The following is a 19,019-nucleotide window of genomic DNA, read 5'->3' as shown; positions in this document are numbered from 1 at the left end:
GCGCCTGCAGCCGTGCCCTCCCAGCCCGGCCGTGCTCTACGATTGAGCACGTGGCACGTAATTTTTCGTCTGCCGTCAAAAGACTACTCGTTGGACGGCCCTTCCGCAGTGACCGGCGCAGGCCGGTGCCGCTGCGCAAGCGCCTGGCGATGCCGGTCTTCGCCTCCGACATGCTGTCATCGGTGGCCTACGCGCCTGACGAGATCCTGCTGGCCCTCTCGCTCTCCGGGCTCGTCGCCCTGACCGTCTCGCCGTGGATCGGCCTGGCCGTCGGTGTCGTCATCCTCGTCATCGTCTGGTGCTACCGGCTGAATCTGCGCGCCTACCCTGGCGGGGGAGGCGACTACGAGGTCGCCGGCAAGAACCTCGGGGTGCGCGCCGGCCGGGCAGTCGCGGCCTCCCTGCTCATCGACTATGTACTGACCCTGGCGGTGTCGATGACGATGTTCGCCTCCTACGTCGGCTCGATCGTCCCGGAGCTCAAACCGCACCGGGTCATCGTCTCCGTCATCGGCATCTTCGTCGTCACCGTGCTGGCCCTGCGCGGAACCCGCACCGCCCCGAAGCTGCTGGCGATCCCAACCTACCTTTTCCTCGCCGCAGTCTTCCTCACCCTCATCGTCGGCGCCTACCGGGTCCTCACCGGCGACACGCCGATCGCTGTCACGAGTGACTACTGGGTGCTGCCGCGGACGGACTTCGACACGCCGCTGTTCGGGCTGGCTGCCGTGTTCATCGTGCTGCGTGCCTTCACCTCCGGTTCGGTCGCCCTGGCAGGTGTGCAGACCGTCGCCACCGCCGTGCCCCGCTTCACCTCCCCGCGCGGGCACAATGCCGGCCGCACCCTGCTGCTGACCGGTGCGCTGTCGGCCACGATGCTCATCGGCATCACCTGGCTGTCCTCGGTCATCGGCATCAAATTCGTCGCCGAACCCCACATCTACCTGCTCAACCGGGCCGGCACCCCCATCAGCGCCGACTACGTCCAGGACCCGGTTCTCGGCCAGCTCGCCCACGCCGTGTTCGACAACGTGCCCGTGCTGCCCTCGATCGTGGCCGCAGTGGCAGCGCTTGTGCTCATGGCGGCAGCCAACACCGCCGTCGAGGGATTCCCCGGGCTGGCCTCGCGGCTGGCCCGAGACAGCTTCCTGCCCCGCCAGCTGGCTACCCGCGGTGACCGGCTGACCTTCTCCAACGGCATCCTGCTGCTCTCCGGGGCTGCGATCGTCCTCGTCGTCGCCTTCCGCGCCCGGGTGCCCGACCTCATCGAGCTCTATCTCGTCGGCGTGTTCTTCGCCTTCAGCCTCGGCCAGCTGGGCATGATCCGGCACTGGACCGACCGGATCCGCACGATGGTCACCTCCCCGACGCGCCGGCGGATGCAGGCCAACCGCATCATCAACACCGTCGGATTCGTCCTCGTCACCGTCGTCCTCGTCGTCGTCATCATCACGAAGTTCGCCGGCGGCGCCTGGATCGCCGTCGCCGCGATCGCCGTGCTCTACGCGCTCATGGGCCTCATCCACCGCCACTACGGCCGTGTCGCCTCCGAACTCGCCCCCGAAGAGGACGCCTCGGACACCACCCTGCCGCCGAACACCCGCGCGGTCGTCATCATCACCCAGATCCACAAGCCGGCACTGCGCGCGCTCAGCTATGCGAGGGCCAGCCGCCCGACCTCGGTGCAGGCGATCACCGTCGCCGTCGACGAGGATGCCGCCGAGGCGCTGCAGCGCGAATGGGACGAGATGGGCCTGCCGGTGCCGCTGACGATCCTCGACTCGCCGTATCGCGAACTCGTCCGCCCGGTCATGAACCACATCGCCGACATGCGCCGGCACCACCCCAACGACCTCATCGACGTCTACATCCCGCAGTACATCGTCGGCCGCCGCTGGGAGAACATCCTGCACAACCAGACGGTGCTGCGGCTGAAGTCGCGGCTGCTCATCGTGCCCAATGTCGTCGTCTCGATCGTGCCCTGGCGGCTGCGCTCCTTCACCCGCAACCAGGACGTCCTCATCCGCCGGGTCGGCGACATCGACCACGACGTCATCGGCCGGGAGCAGTGATGAGGCCCGCGCCCGAGGCGGTGGCCGGCGATGCAGTCGAGCTCACCGTCGACAAGCAGGTGGGGGAGGGCTACGGGCTGGCCCGCCACGACGGCCGGGTCGTCTTCATCTCCGGTGCCATCCCCGGCGAGCGGGTCCGTGCCGAACTCACTCAAGTCAAGAAGCGCATGGCCTACGCCCGCACCACCGAGGTGCTCCAGCCCAGCCCGCACCGGGTTCCCGACCGCCGGCAGGCCTGGGGTGCCGCCGGGGTCGGCGGCGTTGAGTTCGCCCACGTCGACCTGCCCCACTCACGGCAGCTCAAGACCGATGCCGCCGCCGAGCAGCTCGCCCGCCTCGGCGGGCTTGAGGACACCGGGCTGAGCATCGCGGCAGCCCCGAGTGAACAGGCAGCCGAAGCCGCTGATCCACACGCGGCGGCCACTACTGCCGGAACCATATGGCGGACCCGCGTGCAGCTGGCCGTCGACGCCGCAGGAACACCGGGCATGCGGGCGGCCGGCTCCCACACCGTCATCCCCGTCGACACCGTGCCGCTGGCCGCACCGGTGCTCAACGACCTCGGACTTCACACGCTGCGCCTGCCGGGACTCGAGCGCATCGAACTCACCGCAGCGCACACCTCGGGCGCGGTCGTCCTGCACACCCGGCCCGGTGCCGCACTCGACCCCGGCGTCGTCGAGACGGTCACCGCCCGGCTGGGGGAGCAGGACGGACAGTGGTCCCTGCTGCACCGCAGCAGCCAACCGGCCCGTCGCGGCGGCCGGCGCGGCAGCAAGGCGGCCCGCAACCGCGGTGGCAGCAGCCGCCTGGACGTGCTCACCGGCGCCGGCGAGGTCACTGAGCGCCTCCACCTCGACACACCCGGCGGGACGCTGGAACGGGACTTCCGGCTGCGCGCCGATGGGTTCTGGCAGGTCCACGTCGATGCCGCAGCCGTGCTCGCCGGTCAGGTCGTCGAGGCTGCCGCCGGCGCCAGCCGGGTGCTCGACCTGTACTGCGGCGCCGGCCTGCTCGCCTGCGCTGTCGGCGCAGCCCACGACGTCCCGGTCACCGGCCTGGAGGGCGCTCCCGAGGCGATCGCCGCCGCCCGCGCCAACGCCGCTGACCTCGACGCGGATTTCGGTGTCGCCCGCATCGACCGGCTGCGCGAACTGCCCGCCGCCGACGTCATCGTCCTCGACCCGCCCCGGGCCGGGGCCGGACCTGCCGTGACCGAGGCGCTGACCGCCTCGGGCGCGGAACGGATCGTCTACGTCTCCTGTGACGCCGGCACCTTCGCCCGCGACGCCCGGGCGCTGACCGCCGGCGGGTTCACACTGGCCAGCTGCCGCGGATTCGACCTGTTCCCGCTGACCGCGCACGCCGAATTCGTCTCCGTCTTCACCCGGTGAGCAGGTGTCCGGAAAGCCTCCGAGCTGGTGGAAACGCGTGTGCGGATGCGGTAAGATTTATCTTGATATCAAGATAAATTACGGCACAGTTCTGTGACGTAATCACGTGGCGGGCCAGTCCGTGCGGCTCGCCGCGCATCATCAAGTCGTGTGCCACGGAAGAGGAGAGTCACGATGAGTAACGTTGACAGTTTCGGCTCGAAGGGCACCCTGGAGGTCGGCGGCAAGTCCTATGAGATCTACCGCCTGAACTCGGTTGAGGGCTCTCAGAAGCTGCCGTTCAGCCTCAAGGTGCTGCTGGAGAACCTGCTCCGCACCGAGGACGGCGCCAACATCACCAAGGACCACATCAACGCACTGGCCAACTGGGACGCCTCGGCTGAGCCGAGCACCGAGATCCAGTTCACCCCGGCACGCGTCGTCATGCAGGACTTCACCGGTGTGCCCTGCATCGTCGACCTCGCCACCATGCGCGAGGCCGTCAAGGACCTCGGCGGCGATCCGTCGAAGATCAATCCGCTCGCCCCGGCTGAGCTTGTCATCGACCACTCCGTGCAGATCGACGCCTTCGGCTTCGAAGACGCCATCGAGCGCAACATGGACATCGAGTACGAGCGCAACGGTGAGCGCTACCAGTTCCTGCGCTGGGGCCAGACCGCCTTCGACGACTTCAAGGTCGTCCCGCCCGGTATGGGCATCGTCCACCAGGTCAACATCGAGTACCTGGCCCGCGTCGTCATGGCCCGCGAGGTCGACGGCGTCACCCGCGCCTACCCCGACACGCTCGTCGGCACCGACTCGCACACGACGATGGTCAACGGCCTCGGCGTGCTCGGCTGGGGTGTGGGCGGCATCGAAGCGGAGGCCGCGATGCTCGGCCAGCCGGTCTCGATGCTCATTCCGCGCGTCCTCGGTTTCAAGCTCACCGGTAAGATCCCCTCCGGTGTGACCGCCACCGACGTCGTGCTCACGATCACCGACATGCTCCGCCAGCACGGTGTGGTCGGCAAGTTCGTCGAGTTCTACGGTGAGGGAGTCGGCGCTGTGCCGCTGGCCAACCGTGCGACGATCGGCAACATGAGCCCCGAGTTCGGCTCGACTGCTGCGATGTTCCCGATCGACGAGGTCACCGTCGACTACCTGCGCCTCACCGGCCGCGACGAGAGTCAGATCAAGCTCGTCGAGACCTACGCCAAGGAGCAGGGACTCTGGCACGACCCGTCGAACGAGGTGGAGTACTCTGAGTACCTCGAACTCGACCTCTCGACGGTGGTGCCCTCGATCTCCGGCCCGAAGCGTCCGCAGGACCGCATCGAGCTGTCGGATTCGAAGGAGCAGTTCCGCAAGGACATCCACAACTACGCCAAGCCCGGTGAAGAGGACAAGGCTGCCAGCGTCGCTATGGGCGACGGACGGAGCTTCGAGCTGGCCAACGGCGCTGTGGCCATCGCCTCGATCACCTCGTGCACCAACACCTCGAACCCGTCGGTCATGATGGCCGCCGGTCTGCTGGCCCGCAATGCCCGCAAGCGGGGTCTCAACACCAAGCCGTGGGTCAAGACCTCGGTCGCCCCGGGCTCGAAAGTCGTCACTGAGTACTACGAGAAGTCCGGTGTGATCGAAGACCTCGAAGCACTGAACTTCTACACCGTCGGCTATGGCTGCACCACCTGCATCGGCAACTCCGGTCCGCTGGAGTCGGAGATCTCCGAGGCGATCCAGGACAACGACCTCTCAGTCACTGCGGTGCTTTCGGGCAACCGCAACTTCGAGGGCCGCATCAGTCCCGACGTCAAGATGAACTACCTGGCCTCGCCGCCGCTCGTCATCGCCTACGCGCTGGCCGGAACGATGGACTTCGACTTCGATAACCAGCCGCTGGGCAAGGACGAAGACGGCGTCGACGTGTTCCTCAGGGACATCTGGCCGACTCCCGAGGAGATCGAGCGCACGATCGACGAGTCGATCGACACCAGCATGTTCACCAAGGAATACGGCGCCATCTTCGACGGTGACGAGCGCTGGCAGCGGCTCGAAACCCCTTCGGGTGACCTGTTCGAGTGGGACGACGAGTCCACCTACGTGCGCAAGCCGACCTACTTCGACGGCATGACGATGGACCCGGAGCCCATCGAGGACATCTCCGGTGCCCGCGTGCTCGCGCTGCTCGGCGACTCGGTCACGACCGACCACATCTCCCCGGCAGGTTCCTTCAAGGCTGACACCCCGGCCGGCAAGTACCTGCAGGAGCACGGTGTTGAGCGCAAGGACTTCAACTCCTACGGCTCGCGCCGCGGCAACCACGAGGTCATGATCCGCGGAACCTTCGCCAACATCCGTCTGCAGAACCTGCTGCTCGACGGCGTGCAGGGCGGCTTCACTCGCGACTTCACCCAGGAGGGCGGACCGCAGACGACGATCTACGACGCCTCGGTCAACTACCAAGAGCAGGGCATCCCGCTCGTCGTCATCGGCGGTGCCGAATACGGCACCGGCTCCTCGCGCGACTGGGCTGCCAAGGGCACCAAGCTGCTCGGCGTCTCGGCTGTCATCGCCCAGAGCTTCGAGCGCATCCACCGCTCGAACCTCATCGGCATGGGTGTGCTGCCGCTGCAGTTCCCGGCCGGTGAGTCGGCAGAGTCCCTCGGACTCGACGGAACCGAGACCTACGACATCTCCGGAGTGTCGGCCATCAACGACGGCGACGTGCCGAAGACCGTCAAGCTCACAGCGAAGAAGGACAGCGGCGAGACCGTCGAGTTCGACGCTGTCGTGCGCATCGACACCCCGGGTGAAGCCGACTACTACCGCAACGGCGGCATCCTGCAGTACGTGCTGCGCTCGCTCGTGCGCCAGTGACGACAATGGCAGGGTGACAGTGCAGCGGGCCTGACCTGCAGCGCTTGAACCGGCACAGCAACGGCCGGAGCACCACCAGGTGCTCCGGCCGTTCTGTGTGAACGCGTCCCGTGTCCACCTGGATACGAGCGTCCAAAAGAGTAGACTTGACGTTCTGACCGTATGAAATCGGATATGACGCATGTGTGTCAGCTGCCGATGAGGAGCAGCGTAAAGGAGCCGACAACCGTATGACCTTCCTGGAGAACATCACTTCGCCAGCGGACGTCAGACAGCTCAGCGCCGCCGAGTGTCAGGTGCTGACGAAGGAGATCCGTGACTGCCTCATCACCACCGTGGCGCAGACCGGAGGCCACCTCGGCCCCAATCTCGGCGTCGTCGAGCTGACCACCGCGATCCACCGGGTATTCGAGTCCCCGCGTGACACGATCCTCTTCGACGTCGGCCATCAGAGCTACGTCCACAAACTGCTCACCGGCCGCTACCCGGAGTTCTCCACACTGCGCCAGCGCGGCGGCATCTCCGGCTACCCCTCCCGAGCCGAATCCGAACACGACGTCATCGAGAACTCGCACGCCTCCAGCTCCCTGTCCTGGGCAGACGGCATCGCCAAGGCCCGTCAGCTGACAGGGGAGCAGGACCGGCACGTCGTCACCGTCATCGGCGACGGTGCACTGACCGGCGGCATGGCCTGGGAGGCGCTGAATACGATCGCGGCCGATAAGTCCCATCCGCCGCGCAAGCTCATCATCGTCGTCAACGACAACGGCCGCTCCTACGCCCCGACCGTCGGCGGTTTCGCCGAACACCTCGACTCGCTGCGCACCTCATCGCAGTACGAGAAGTTCCTCTCCTGGGGCAAAGAGCGCCTGCAGCAGTCCGGGCCTCCCGGCCGGGCCGCCTATTCGGCGATGCACGGGATAAAGAAGGGCCTCAAAGACATGATGGCCCCAGCAGAGACCGGTATGTTCGACGAACTCGGCATCAAATACGTCGGCCCTGTCGACGGGCACGACCTCGACAGCCTCGAACGCGCCCTGGCCAAGGCCAAGGACTACGATCAGGGTCCGGTCATCGTCCACGCGCTGACCCAGAAGGGCTACGGGTACGCCCCGGCGATGGCCGATATGGACGATCAGTTCCATGCCGTGGGCGTCATCGACGCCGAGACCGGCCGCTCGCAGCCGTCGAAGTCGACGTCGTGGACCTCGGTGTTCGGTGACGAGATCACCCGCATCGCTCGTGAGCGCAAGGACATCGTCGCGATCACTGCCGCCATGCTCATCCCGGTCGGCCTCAAGCGCTTCGCCGAGGAGTTCCCCGAGCGTGTCTTCGACGTCGGCATCGCCGAACAGCACGCTGTCGCCTCGGCCGCCGGACTGTCCTATGGCGGACTGCACCCGGTCGTGTGCCTGTATGCCACCTTCCTCAACCGCGCCTTCGACCAGCTGCTCATGGATGTGGCCCTGCACAAGCAGGGAGTCACCTTCGTCCTCAATCGCGCCGGCATCACCGGCCCTGACGGTGCCAGCCACCACGGCATCTGGGACATCGCGATGCTCCAGGTCGTGCCCGGCCTGCAGCTGGCCGCTCCGCGCGATGCCACCCGGCTCGTCGAGGAGTTCAACGAAGCAGTCGCGATCGAAGACGCCCCGACCGTCGTGCGGTTCTCCCGCGGTTCGGTCGGCAACGACATCGAGGCGCTGTCGCGGACCGAGGACGGTGTCGACATCCTCGCCGAACCCGCTGACGGCCTTGATCGCGATGTGCTTATCGTCTCTGTCGGCGCGCTGGCCGATCGTGCCCTGGCGCTGGCCGAGGAGCTGCGGCAGCGTGCGATCGGCGCGACGGTCATCGACCCGCGCTGGGTGCTGCCGGTACCGGATTCGGTGCTGACGATGGGCAAGGACCATGCGCTCGTCGCCGTCGTCGAGGACGGTGTGAAGATCGGCGGCATCGGTTCGCAGATCCGCCAGGATCTGCGCGATGAGGATTCGCGCACCGGTGTGGTCGAACTCGGTGTGCCCGATGAGTTCCTGCCGCACGGCACGCGTGAGGAGATCCTCGAATACGCCGGCCTGTCGGTGCCGGACATGCTCGACAACACTCTGCACATGCTGCCCTCGCATCTGGCTGAGCGCGCCCATCGGGCCAGCCGCCGCGCCATGTGAGGAACCAGCCGTCATCGCATCAGATGACGGGTTGTGCTGAGTCAGATCTCAGCTGGTGGCGTTGTCGGCTGCGTGTGCCGCCTCGGCGAGCACCTCGGCGGTGCGCTCGATCTGCCACGGCCTAGCTGAGTTGGCCGCCAGATAGGCTTCGACATCGGTGACATCGCCGACCGCCCGCTCAGACGCCAGCGACTTCACTATCCGCGGGGTCAGCAGCACGTCATGGGGCATCTCCAGCTCATCTGCGACAGCTCCCACGGCAGCGCGCATCTTCTCCGATCGCGCCTTGGCGACCTCCCGGTCGGCGCGCGGACCCGTCTTGGGCTGCGGCTGACGGCGCGGCGGCAGCTCAGAATCCGGCAGCGCATCGGCACGCTGCAGGGAATGCAGCACATTCGCCGCCGCCCGTCCGGAGAGCTCCTTGCCACCAGGCAGCCGGTAGATGTCATCGATCGTGCGCACCCTCGGATCCGTCAGGGCCACGAGCAGCCGATCGCGCAGCAGCCGGGTCGGTGCGATGTCGCGGCTGGAGGCTGCCGCATCCCGGTCGAGCCACAGCTGCCGGGCCCGGGCGAGAGCGCGGCGTGACTTCACCGTTCCCAGACCGCTGATCCGCCGCCACGGTTCGGCATGGACGCGCCGCTGGAAACCGAGCAGATGCTCGAACTCCTGCCGGGCGAACTCGTCCTTACCGGTCTCACGCAGCTGGCGCGCCAGAGATTCGCGCAGCTCGATGAGCACCTCGACATCAAGGGCGGCATAGTTGAGCCAATCCAAGGGCAGAGGGCGCTTCGACCAGTCGACATAGGAGTGCTCCTTGGCCAGGCGCACACCGAGCTCATTGCCGACCAGCGCGGCAAGCCCGAAACGCTCGGCACCGAGCAGCCGGGCGGCCAGCTCGGTGTCGAACAGCGCCGAGGGCGTCATCCCGCGATCGGCCAGGCACGGCAGGTCCTGGGTCGCAGCATGCAGGATCCACTCGACACCGCTGAGCGCGGCATCGACCTGCCTGAGGTCCGGCAGCGCCTCGGGGTCGATGAGCACGATCCCACTGTCGGTGCGCTTAAGCTGGATGAGAAACGCCCGATCCCCGTAGCGGATGCCGGAAGCGCGTTCGGCATCGACAGCCACCGGTCCGGTGCCCGAAGCCAGCAGATGGGCGACCTCGTCAAGGGAGGTCGTGGTGTCGATGACCTCAGGAACACCGCCGGCAGGGCGGGCGAGCAGGGGCAGATTCTCGTCGACGTGGCGTGAGCTCACCGGCGTCGCCCCGGCAGCGGAGTCACGCCTTCGGGAACAGGGGGCAGACCGGCGACCATGCCGATGAGGTCGATCCAGGCATCGACGTGGTTGCCCATCTCCTCGGTATCCTCAACGACCGGGGTCCAGGAGGCGCGCAGCTCCAGATCGACCGTCCACGGCCGGCCGGCCAGGGTTCCGAAGCTCTCGGACATCACACGCGTTGTGGTGCCGCCTGCCTTGGCGATCTCGCAGTCGTGGGTCTCCAGCGCCTCGGTCAGCCATGACCAGGCGACCGGGCCGAGCATCGCCTCATTGCCCATCTCAGCCTCAAGCTCCGCGCGGATGTAGCTCACCAGCCGGAACTCCCCATCCCACTCCTCAGGGCGGGCGGGGTCGTAGAGCAGCACGATCCGGCCGGTGGCCAGCTCCTCGATGTCCTCGCCGGTGGCCGCCTGGAAGGCCTCATCGGCACGAACCTCGGCACCGAGGGCGATCGCGTAGGGGGCCAGCTTCGAGGGGGCGGGGATCTCGCTGACTTCGATGCGCGCATCCTCGCGCGGTGAGCGCAGCACATCGGCTGCGCGGGCGAAGGCCTGCGGGATCCGGTTGAGCGGTGATGGGGCTATCACACTTCACACTGTAGGTCGAGGCAATGACAACAGCGAGCATCCACGCCGGGCACGTCGCGGCTGAATGGCATCGACCACCGGAGCCGGGACTAAAGTGGCGGCAAGGAATGTTACGGCAGACAGGACGAAAGGAGACCGCTGCCGATGAGCGCAGACCCTGAGGATTTCAAGCACGCCTTCCGGCACCACCCCGCCGGAGTCGCCGTCATCACCGCACAGTCACCAGACGGGCCGATCGGCCTGACGGTCTCCAGCCTCGCCAGCGTCACCCTGCAGCCGCCGATGCTGCACTTCTCCGTCTCCACCGCCCGCTACTCAGCCTCCCGGCTGCTCGGTGCCGAGACCTTCGTCGTCAACACCCTCGGTGCTGAACACGCCGAGATCGCCCGCGCCTTCGCCCGCTCCGATGGCCCGCGCTTCACCCCTGAACAGGGCTTTGCGACCCTGCCCAACGGCGACCCGTACCTGCCCGGCGCCCACGCTGTGCTGCACTGCCGCTTCGCCTCCCAGACGCCGGCAGGCGACTCAACCGTCTGCGTCGGAGAGATCACCGACATCATCACCGCAGAGCCCGGCCGGGCACTCGTCTACGTCGACCGCGAGTTCTACGCCCTCGACGCCGCCGACCGGATCTGAACTGACCTGCGCACGACCCGTCACTGGAACCGCCACTGCAAGGAGGGGACCATGTCCCGGAAGTTCCTGCCCCAGCTCGCCTTCACCGGTGCACTCACCGCTGCCGCCGCCATCGCCGGCTCGGTCGCTACACGCGCCGGTCTCGATGACTACGACAAGCTCGACAAGCCGGACTTCACTCCGCCCAGTGAGGTCTTCCCGATCGCCTGGACGACGCTGTACGCCGATATCGCCGCCACCACCGCCCACGCGCTGAAGAAGGCCCGCACCGAGAAGGAGCGCCGCCGTCTCGTCGGCGAACTGGTCTTCAACCTCGGGCTCAACGCCGGCTGGTCGATGGCGTTCTTCGGCGGCAAGCGCCGCTGGACGGCCACCGGTGTCGCTGTCGCGCTCACGGCATCCTCGGTCTCCCTCGCCCGCCAGGTCGGCAAGCAGGAACCGGCAGCTGGCTGTGCGCTGGCCCCGTACCCGGCGTGGTGCGCCTCGGTCGCCGCCCGCAACGACTGAACTCTCAGAACCGCAGCACCTGCACCCCGGCATGATCCGTCATGCCACTGGGTGCCGGTTCGTCTGTGCGCAGCAGCGTGAAACCGGGCCCGAGGCGGGAACCACCGAGGGTGAGGAGGAAGGTCCCGTCGACCACGGGGTCAGGTGGCTCGCCAGCGGAGGCGGCCACCGCCTCGGCGGTGGTGATCATGAGGTTGACGGCGTGACACGGTCGGGGCAGCTCGACGAGCTCCGTCACTGCGGCACCGTCGAAGACGCACGCCTGACCGTCGGCTAGGGCGAACCGGGTGCGGTCGATATCGAGGACGACATCGGCGCCGATCGGCCGGAAGATCCGGCGCATGCCTGGCAGCGCTGAGAACGCAGCCGGCCGCTCCAAGGATGCGATCGACAGCCGCCAGGCAGGAAGCCCAGGCGTCAGTGCCGCGGAAGCATCGAGGGAGACGAGCTCGACGGTCGAACCGGCCCCATTGGCCCAGGGGGCGGCCGGCTGGTCGACATAGGTAGCGATCGGTGTCAGCTCACGTGTCATACCGCCAGCCTAGACGCCGGTACCGGTGCCCGTGAGACGGGCTGTTCTGGAGGGCGAACGGTTTTCTCCACGCCAGCCACAGATGAGACGATAGGTCCATGACGACGACTCTTGTGCGTGCAGCGCGCTCTCAGCCGGTAAACCGTACCCCTGTCTGGTTCATGCGTCAGGCCGGCCGCTCCCTTCCCGAGTACCGCGAACTGCGTCAGGGCAACCAGATGCTCGAAGCCTGCCGCACACCCGACCTCGTCACCGAGATCACCCTGCAGCCGGTGCGCCGCCACAACGTCGACGCCGCGATCTTCTTCTCCGACATCGTCGTCCCGCTCCAGGCCGCCGGCATCGACGTCGTCATCGAACCCGGCGTCGGCCCGGTCATCGCCCATCCGGTGCGCACGCAGGCTGATATCGACAACCTGCCGGAGCTCACCGCAGAGACGATGCCCGACATCACCGAGTCGATCTCGCGCATCGCAGCCGAGCTCGCCACCCGCGAGGACACCGCCCTCATCGGCTTCGCCGGCGCCCCGTTCACGCTTGCCAGCTATCTCATCGAAGGCGGCCCGAGCCGCAATCATGAGAAGACCAAGGCGATGATGGCCGGCGCGCCGGAGATGTTCTCCCAACTGCTGGCCAAGCTTGCGGCCATGTCGACGACGTTCATCGACGTGCAGCTGTCGGCTGGTGCTCAGGCCTTCCAGCTCTTCGACTCGTGGGCCGGCTACCTCAGCCCGCGCGACTACCGGACCCATGTGCTGCCGCACTCCCAGCGCGTCTTCTCAGACCTCGCTCACCACGACGTGCCCAGCATCCACTTCGGCGTGCAGACCGGTGAGCTGCTGCCGGCGATGTCCGAGGCCGGTTCGGACGTCGTCGGTGCGGACTTCCGAGTCGAACTCACTGACGCGTCCACCCGCATCAAGCCCGGCCAGGCGCTGCAGGGCAACCTCGACCCAGCCCTGCTCTTCGCCCCCTGGGAGGCCCTCCAGCCGCGCATCGAGCAGATCGTGCGCGACGGCCTGGCCCACAGCGGCGGCCACATCTTCAACCTCGGCCACGGCGTGCTGCCGGCCACCGACCCCGAGGTGCCCGGCCGCATCGTCGACGAGGTCCACCGCATCTCCGCCGCGCTGCTGAGCGGAGACGACCCGAAGTGAGCGCCCCGCGCATCGTCATCGCCGGGGCCGGGATCTCGGGGCTCGCCACCGCCTACCGGCTGACCCGGGCGCTGCCGGATGCCCAGATCACGGTGTGCGAGGCCTCCGAGCGGCTCGGCGGGTGCCTCAAAACCTCGACTCTCGGTGGGCAGGCGCCCTTCGGCGCCGATGTCGGTGCTGAGGCCAGCCTGTTCGTTCGGCCTGAGACGAAGGAGCTGTGCGCTGAGCTCGGCCTCGATCTGGAGTTCCCCTCCCGGGAGCACTCCTCGCAGCTGTTCGTCCGCGATGCGATGCACCCGATGCCCACGGACACACTCATGGGCGTGCCGAGCGATCCGGGCAGCCTGGCCGGGATCCTCACCGCGCCCGAGGTGGACCGCGCCCAGGCAGAGACGCTCACCGATCCTGCCGACGGCGACGTGTCGGTCGGTGAGTTCATCGCCTCCCGGTTAGGCGATGCGGTCGCCGATGTCATCGTCGACCCGCTGCTCGGCGGAGTCTACGCCGGGCGCTGCCGCGACCTGTCGATGGCTGCCACCATTCCCGCGCTGCTGCCAGCCGCCCACGCCGGCACGTCTGTGCTCGAGGCGGTGAGCGAGGTGCGCGCCCAGCGCAGTGCGGCTTCCGGTGCCAACATCCCCGGCACCAAGTCGAAGGACGCCCCGCCGGTGTTCATGACCCTGCCCGGCGGCATCGGACGCCTCATCACCGCCCTTGCCGATGACCTGCGCGCCCATGGCGTGCGCATCAACCTCAACACCCCCGTCACCGCTCTGCAGCCGGGTACGGCTGCCGGCGATGAGGCCTGCGGTGAGGCTGCTTGGACGGTGGCGGCAGGGGAGCAGCTGCTGCCGGCTGAGGCCGTCGTCCTTGCCGTTCCGGCCTATGCAGCCGCACCGATTCTCGCTGACATCGATGCTGAGATCGCAGGCATCCTCAGCGACCTCGACTACGCCGACTCCGCCGTCGTCACTGCCGTGCTTGAGACCGGTGACCAGCCGATGTCCGGTTCCGGGTTCCTCATCCCGCCGACCGAAGGCCGGTTCATCAAGGCCTCGACCTTCGCCTCGAACAAATGGCCGTGGCTCAAAGACGCACTGCCAGCCGGCACCGCTGTCGTGCGGATGAGCGTCGGACGCTATGGCGATGACCCGAACACCTGGGCCGTCCTCGACGACGAGCAGCTCGCCGCCCGGGCGCTCGCCGACTGGCGTGACATCACGGGCAGCAACGCCGAATGCCGGCACATGGAAGTCCAACGCTGGACCCAGTCGCTGCCCCAGTACCGGCCCGGCCACCTGGACCGCAGCGCCGCCATCGACACCGCGCTGACCCGGCACGCCGGTCTCGGACTCACCGGTGCCGCCTATGACGGCGTCGGCATCCCGGTGTGCCTCAAACGCGCAGCAGCAGAGGCGAACCGGATCGCCACCGGCCTCACCGCCGCCACCAGCACCTGAACCGATGACCCGCCGAGCCTGAGACCACCCACCCCGAACAGACATGGCCGCCACGGCCGCAGAGAGGAACGAAGGAATGTCTGACTACGTTCAGCCCACTCCCGAACAGATCGAGAAGTACAACAGCGAGATCCGCTACGCCGGCTACAGCGTCTTCGCCGTCGCCGGTGAGCTCGGCGAAGCCGACCGGGCCGAACTGGCAGCCGAGCTGAACGAGGGCCTGGCAGCACTGGCTGATAAGGACCTCGTCGTCCGCGGCACCTACGACATCTCTGCCATGCGCGCTGATGCCGACCTGATGTTCTGGTGGCACGCCCCCTCAGTCGAGGTGCTGCAGGAGGCCTACTCCGTTGTGCGCCGCTCGCTGCTGGGCGGACTGCTCGAACCGGTCTGGTCATGCATCGGCCAGCACCGACCGGCTGAGTTCAACAAGTCCCACCTGCCGGCCTTCCTCACCGACCCGAACCCCGGCGACTACCTGTGCGTCTACCCGTTCGTCCGCTCCTACGACTGGTACCTGCTCGATCCGAAGGAACGGGCCACCATGCTGCGCGACCACGGCAAGGCCGCCGCCGGTTATAAGGACGTCAAGGCCAACACCATCGCCGCTTTCGCGCTGAACGACTACGAGTGGCTGCTCGGCTTCGAAGCCGACGACCTCGACCGCATCATCAGCCTCATGCGCGACCTGCGCGACACCGAGGCCCGCCTGCACGTGCGTGAGGAGATCCCGTTCTTCACCGGCCCGCGTAAGGACCTGGTTGACATCTTCGCCCTGTGGCGCTGACCGGCTGAGTAGCGCTCACCATCTGAGCGGCGCTGAGCGCCTGAAACGACACTGTGCCGGCCCCCGCATCCGCGTGGGCCGGCACAGTCATCTGATCACAGTCCTGCTTCGCGGCGCAGCGGGGTGTGCTCGATGCCGTCTTCCATGAACCGCGGGCCCGAGGGCACGAATCCGTACCGGCCGTAGAAGCCCTCCAGGTGGCTCTGCGCATTCATCACCAGCGGCTCATGGCCCAGCTGCGCGACCAGGGCCGCCAGCAGGCGCCCGCCTGCACCGGTGCCCCGCACCTCGGGATCGGTCACCACCCGGCCGATAGAATAGGCGTCGTCGGCACCTGCCGGGCCATCCGGGAAGCCCAGCGGCAGCACGCGCGCATAGGCGGCCGGCATGACCGAGACACCGGTGTCGTTGCCGTGGGAGTCGCGGGAGGCGCGAGCCGGCTGCGGGAAGAACGCATGCAGCGTCTCGGGCACAGTGTCGACGCCGTCGAGGTCGAGGAACACGCAGTCCTGCTCGACGACGAAGACCGCTGAGCGCAGCTGCAGGATCCCGTACAGCTCTGTCGTCGTCAGCTCGGCAAAGGGCTTGACGATCAGGTCGCCGCTCATGCGTCGTCGAAGTCCAGGCAGATCGAGTTGATGCAGAAGCGGGCGTCGGTCGGGGTGGAGAAGCCCTCCCCGTAGAACACGTGCCCGAGGTGGGAGTCGCAGGCTGCGCAGCGCACCTCGGTGCGCACCATGCCCAGCGTCCGGTCTTCGATGTAGCGCACCCGGTCCTCAGCCAGCGGTGCGTAGAAGGCAGGCCACCCGCAGTGGGCGTCGAACTTCGTCTCCGAGCGGAACAGCTCAGCCCCGCAGGCCCGGCACGAGTAGACGCCGGTGGCGGTGTGATCGGTGTACTCACCGGTGAACGGCCGTTCGGTGCCGCCCTTGCGCAGCACCTGGTATTCGGCAGGGGAGAGGATCTCCTGCCACTGCCGTTCGCTGCGCTCGGCAGCGCCGGGAGCGTGGGTCGGTTCGGTCATGCGTCTGGCTCCTCCCTGATGCGGATGTGCTCACGCTACCAGGCACGCAGGCTCCGCGAGCCAGGTGAACACCAGCTGAAATCCTCCGTGCTTCCTGGAACCCCACCCCAGGTGAGATGAGTAGGATGAGAGCCAGGAGGGACACAGATGACTCACGCGGACTTCAAGAACCGGGCGCTGCGGGCCACCATGGCCGGACTCGGGGCGGGCCTGGCCGCCGGGGCGGTCGTCTCGGTCGCCTCATCAGGGCTGGCCGCCTACTTCGCCCGCCGCATCGTCGTCCCCGAACACGCCCCTGAGGACCTGGAGATCCTGCACGTCGACGGCTTCGACGACGATATGCGCGTCCACCTGCCGGCCACCGACGACACCCTCGTCAACGGCCGCTACGGCCTGTACTTCGATTCGGCGACCGGCCACGCCCAGCTCGGCGATATCATCGAATACGACCCAGTCTCCCAGACCGTCTCGCGGGAAGTCCTCGCCGTCACCTCCGGCAACCTGCGCACCGCCCGCTGGGGCCGCTGGACCGGCCAGTTCTACTCACATCCCGACCAGCTCAACCTGCCGTCTGAGGACATCGCGCTCGTCTCCGATGTCGGCGAGCTGCCGGCCTGGTATCTGCCGACGACCGCCGAGAAGCCCAGTGACACGTGGGCGATCCTCATCCACGGTCGCGGTGCGACCCGCGCCGAATGCCTGCGCGCAGGCCCCGTGCTCGATTCGCTGAGCATGCCGGCCCTGGCGATGGCCTACCGCAACGACGCCGAGGTGCGGGTCGGCCGGTCGGCCCGCTACGGGCTCGGAGACACCGAGTGGCTCGACGTCGATGTCGCCATCGACTACGCCCTGGCCGGAGGTGCGAAGAACGTCGTGCTCTTCGGCTGGTCGATGGGCGGGGCGATCACCTTCCAGGCCGCCTCCCGCGGCCGCAACCGCGACCACATCCGCGCCCTCGTCCTCGACGGGCCGGTCGTCGACTGGTACAACGTGCTCGACCATCAGGCCAAGCTCAACTTCCTGCCCACCCCGATCGCACGTTTGACCCTCGATATGATCACCCGCCCGTGGGCCCGGCGGATCACCGGGCTGGAGACCCCGCTCGACCTCGACCGGATGGACTGGCTGACCCGAGCCGCCGAACTGGACAAGCCGCTGCTGCTCATCCACTCCGAAAGCGACGAATTCGTCCCCACCGGTCCCTCACATGCCCTGGCGAATGTGCGCCGCGACCTCGTGACGATGCCCAGCTACACCAAGGGCCGGCACACCAAGGAGTGGAACACCGACCCGGAGCGCTGGTCGGATGATGTGGCGAACTTCCTCGAATCGAAGGTGCTGCGCAGCCCGCTGCCCAGCCGCCGGCAGCCAGCAGAACCGGCCCGACTGGCAAGCGCGTCACCGACGAAGCCGACTCACGTAGCATCATCAGGTGACACTGTCGCGCAGGAGAACTCGCGGCTGCTCGATATGAGCAACCGGCAGCTCGGGCGCGGCGACGGCTGCCTGGACCTGCCTGTCGACCGCTGATTCAGCGGCCGGCAGGCCACCGGTTCACAGGACGCCGAGCTCCTGGGCGGTCTCCCGCTCGGCCTGCAGCTCAGCGACCGAGGTATCGATGTGCTTGCGGGAGAACGCATCGACCTCCAGGCCGGTGACGATCTCATAGCCGCCGTCGGCACACACGACAGGGAACGAGGAGACGAGGCCTGCCGGCACGTCGTACTCACCCTGTGAATGCACCGCCATCGACACCCAGCCGCCGTTGCTGCCGTGCTCCCAGTCGCGCAGGTGCTCCAGCGTCGCGTGCGCTGCCGAGGCCGCTGAGGAGGCTCCGCGGGCGGCGATGATCGCCGCCCCGCGCTTGGCGACCGTCGGCACGAACTCATCTGCCACCCACGCCTCATCGCCGATGACCTCGGCCAGCGGCCGGCCGGCCAGCCGGGCGTGGGAGATGTCGGGGTACTGGGTGGCGGAGTGGTTGCCCCAGATGGCGACCCGTTCAAGGTCCTGGACCTGCACCGGCTCACCGGTGACCTCGGTGGCCTTTGCCGCCAGCTGCGACAGCGCCCGGTTGTGATCGAGCCGGGTGAGAGCGGTGAACTGCGTCTTCGGGATATCCGGGGCGTGATGGGAGGCGATGAGCGCATTCGTATTGGCCGGGTTGCCGGTCACGACGACCTTGACATGGTCGGCGGCATTCTCCAGCGCACGGCCCTGGGTGGAGAAGATCTCACCGTTCTTCTGCAGCAGATCAGCACGCTCCATGCCCTTCTTCCGCGGCATCGAACCGATGAGCAGCGCGGCATCGACACCGTCGAAGGCGGTAGCGGGGTCGTCGGTGATCTCGACGGCTTCGAGCTGGGTGAAGGCGCAGTCGTCAAGTTCCATCACGACGCCTTCGAGGGCCTGCATCGCCTGCGGGATCTCGAGCAGGCGCAGGCGGATCGGCTCATCGCCGTAGACGAATCCTGCTGCCAGACGGAAGAGGAGGCTGTAGCCGATCTGTCCGGCGGCCCCGGTGACGGCGATGGTGCGGGTCATGATGT

At 67.7% G+C, this 19,019-nt stretch carries 16 protein-coding genes; 10 read left to right on the top strand and 6 right to left on the bottom strand.

Going from position 1 to position 19,019, the window contains the following annotated elements; translation table 11 throughout:
• The first annotated feature begins 50 nt into the window (after window positions 1-50).
• The 4 genes from HLA91_RS08190 (at window position 51) to dxs (ending at window position 8,496) form a co-directional block, all read left to right on the top strand.
• Window positions 51-2,072, top strand: coding sequence for an APC family permease (locus HLA91_RS08190; RefSeq protein WP_338076727.1), 2,022 nt, complete (start codon window positions 51-53; stop codon window positions 2,070-2,072).
• On the top strand, window positions 2,072-3,466 hold the full coding sequence (locus tag HLA91_RS08185; RefSeq protein WP_170274272.1) for a class I SAM-dependent RNA methyltransferase: 1,395 nt from the start codon (window positions 2,072-2,074) through the stop codon (window positions 3,464-3,466). Before HLA91_RS08190 ends, HLA91_RS08185 begins: the two co-directional genes overlap by 1 nt.
• Window positions 3,467-3,640: 174 nt before the next feature.
• On the top strand, window positions 3,641-6,325 hold the full coding sequence (gene acnA, locus HLA91_RS08180) for an aconitate hydratase AcnA (protein ID WP_170274271.1): 2,685 nt from the start codon (window positions 3,641-3,643) through the stop codon (window positions 6,323-6,325).
• A gap of 230 nt (window positions 6,326-6,555) precedes the next feature.
• The gene (gene dxs / locus HLA91_RS08175; RefSeq protein WP_170274270.1) at window positions 6,556-8,496 is read left to right on the top strand and encodes a 1-deoxy-D-xylulose-5-phosphate synthase; all 1,941 of its coding nucleotides are present in this window, start codon (window positions 6,556-6,558) and stop codon (window positions 8,494-8,496) included.
• A gap of 48 nt (window positions 8,497-8,544) precedes the next feature.
• Here dxs and HLA91_RS08170 read toward each other — a convergent pair whose 3' ends face one another.
• Together HLA91_RS08170 and HLA91_RS08165 are read right to left on the bottom strand one after the other, a co-directional pair.
• Window positions 8,545-9,756, bottom strand: coding sequence for a ribonuclease D (locus HLA91_RS08170; protein WP_259832751.1), 1,212 nt, complete (start codon window positions 9,754-9,756; stop codon window positions 8,545-8,547).
• Complete coding sequence (locus HLA91_RS08165) at window positions 9,753-10,367, bottom strand: DUF3000 family protein (protein WP_170274269.1); 615 nt, start codon at window positions 10,365-10,367, stop codon at window positions 9,753-9,755. The genes HLA91_RS08170 and HLA91_RS08165 overlap by 4 nt, the downstream gene beginning before the upstream one ends.
• Window positions 10,368-10,511: 144 nt before the next feature.
• Here HLA91_RS08165 and HLA91_RS08160 point away from each other — a divergent pair, with 144 nt between their 5' ends.
• Window positions 10,512-11,003 (top strand): flavin reductase family protein, encoded by a 492-nt coding sequence (locus HLA91_RS08160; protein WP_170274268.1) that lies wholly within the window; start codon window positions 10,512-10,514, stop codon window positions 11,001-11,003.
• 51 nt (window positions 11,004-11,054) lie between these two features.
• Window positions 11,055-11,510 carry a TspO/MBR family protein gene (locus HLA91_RS08155; protein WP_170274267.1) on the top strand — a complete coding sequence of 152 codons (456 nt, stop codon included), beginning with the start codon at window positions 11,055-11,057 and terminating at the stop codon, window positions 11,508-11,510.
• A gap of 4 nt (window positions 11,511-11,514) precedes the next feature.
• Here HLA91_RS08155 and HLA91_RS08150 read toward each other — a convergent pair whose 3' ends face one another.
• The gene (locus tag HLA91_RS08150) at window positions 11,515-12,042 is read right to left on the bottom strand and encodes a HutD family protein (protein WP_170274266.1); all 528 of its coding nucleotides are present in this window, start codon (window positions 12,040-12,042) and stop codon (window positions 11,515-11,517) included.
• 98 nt (window positions 12,043-12,140) lie between these two features.
• Between HLA91_RS08150 and hemE the strand changes: the two genes are divergently transcribed.
• From hemE to hemQ, 3 genes are all read left to right on the top strand, one after another.
• Window positions 12,141-13,199: a uroporphyrinogen decarboxylase gene (gene hemE, locus HLA91_RS08145; RefSeq protein WP_170274265.1), complete on the top strand. Its 1,059-nt coding sequence runs from the start codon at window positions 12,141-12,143 to the stop codon at window positions 13,197-13,199.
• A complete protein-coding gene (gene hemG, locus HLA91_RS08140; RefSeq protein ID WP_170274264.1) occupies window positions 13,196-14,659 on the top strand; it encodes a protoporphyrinogen oxidase in 1,464 nt (487 codons plus the stop codon). Before hemE ends, hemG begins: the two co-directional genes overlap by 4 nt.
• A gap of 76 nt (window positions 14,660-14,735) precedes the next feature.
• A complete protein-coding gene (gene hemQ / locus HLA91_RS08135; protein ID WP_170274263.1) occupies window positions 14,736-15,446 on the top strand; it encodes a hydrogen peroxide-dependent heme synthase in 711 nt (236 codons plus the stop codon).
• A 95-nt stretch (window positions 15,447-15,541) separates the two neighbouring features.
• On the opposite strand, the gene HLA91_RS08130 is transcribed toward hemQ, so the two are convergent.
• Window positions 15,542-16,054: a GNAT family N-acetyltransferase gene (locus HLA91_RS08130; RefSeq protein WP_102160469.1), complete on the bottom strand. Its 513-nt coding sequence runs from the start codon at window positions 16,052-16,054 to the stop codon at window positions 15,542-15,544.
• The gene (msrB, locus tag HLA91_RS08125) at window positions 16,051-16,470 is read right to left on the bottom strand and encodes a peptide-methionine (R)-S-oxide reductase MsrB (protein ID WP_165882759.1); all 420 of its coding nucleotides are present in this window, start codon (window positions 16,468-16,470) and stop codon (window positions 16,051-16,053) included. The genes HLA91_RS08130 and msrB overlap by 4 nt, the downstream gene beginning before the upstream one ends.
• Before the next feature lie 147 nt (window positions 16,471-16,617).
• On the opposite strand from msrB, the gene HLA91_RS08120 reads away from it, so the two are divergent.
• Window positions 16,618-18,000, top strand: a complete 1,383-nt coding sequence (locus HLA91_RS08120; protein WP_170274262.1) for an alpha/beta hydrolase family protein — start codon at window positions 16,618-16,620, stop codon at window positions 17,998-18,000.
• 24 nt (window positions 18,001-18,024) lie between these two features.
• Here HLA91_RS08120 and HLA91_RS08115 read toward each other — a convergent pair whose 3' ends face one another.
• Window positions 18,025-19,014: a malate dehydrogenase gene (locus tag HLA91_RS08115; RefSeq protein ID WP_170274261.1), complete on the bottom strand. Its 990-nt coding sequence runs from the start codon at window positions 19,012-19,014 to the stop codon at window positions 18,025-18,027.
• Between the last annotated feature and the right edge of the window lie 5 nt (window positions 19,015-19,019).

It is taken from the genome of Brevibacterium luteolum (assembly GCF_013004595.1).
GTDB lineage: Bacteria > Actinomycetota > Actinomycetes > Actinomycetales > Brevibacteriaceae > Brevibacterium > Brevibacterium luteolum.
Note: the sequence above shows the minus strand (reverse complement) of the source record. Positions and strands in the feature narration are given on the sequence as shown.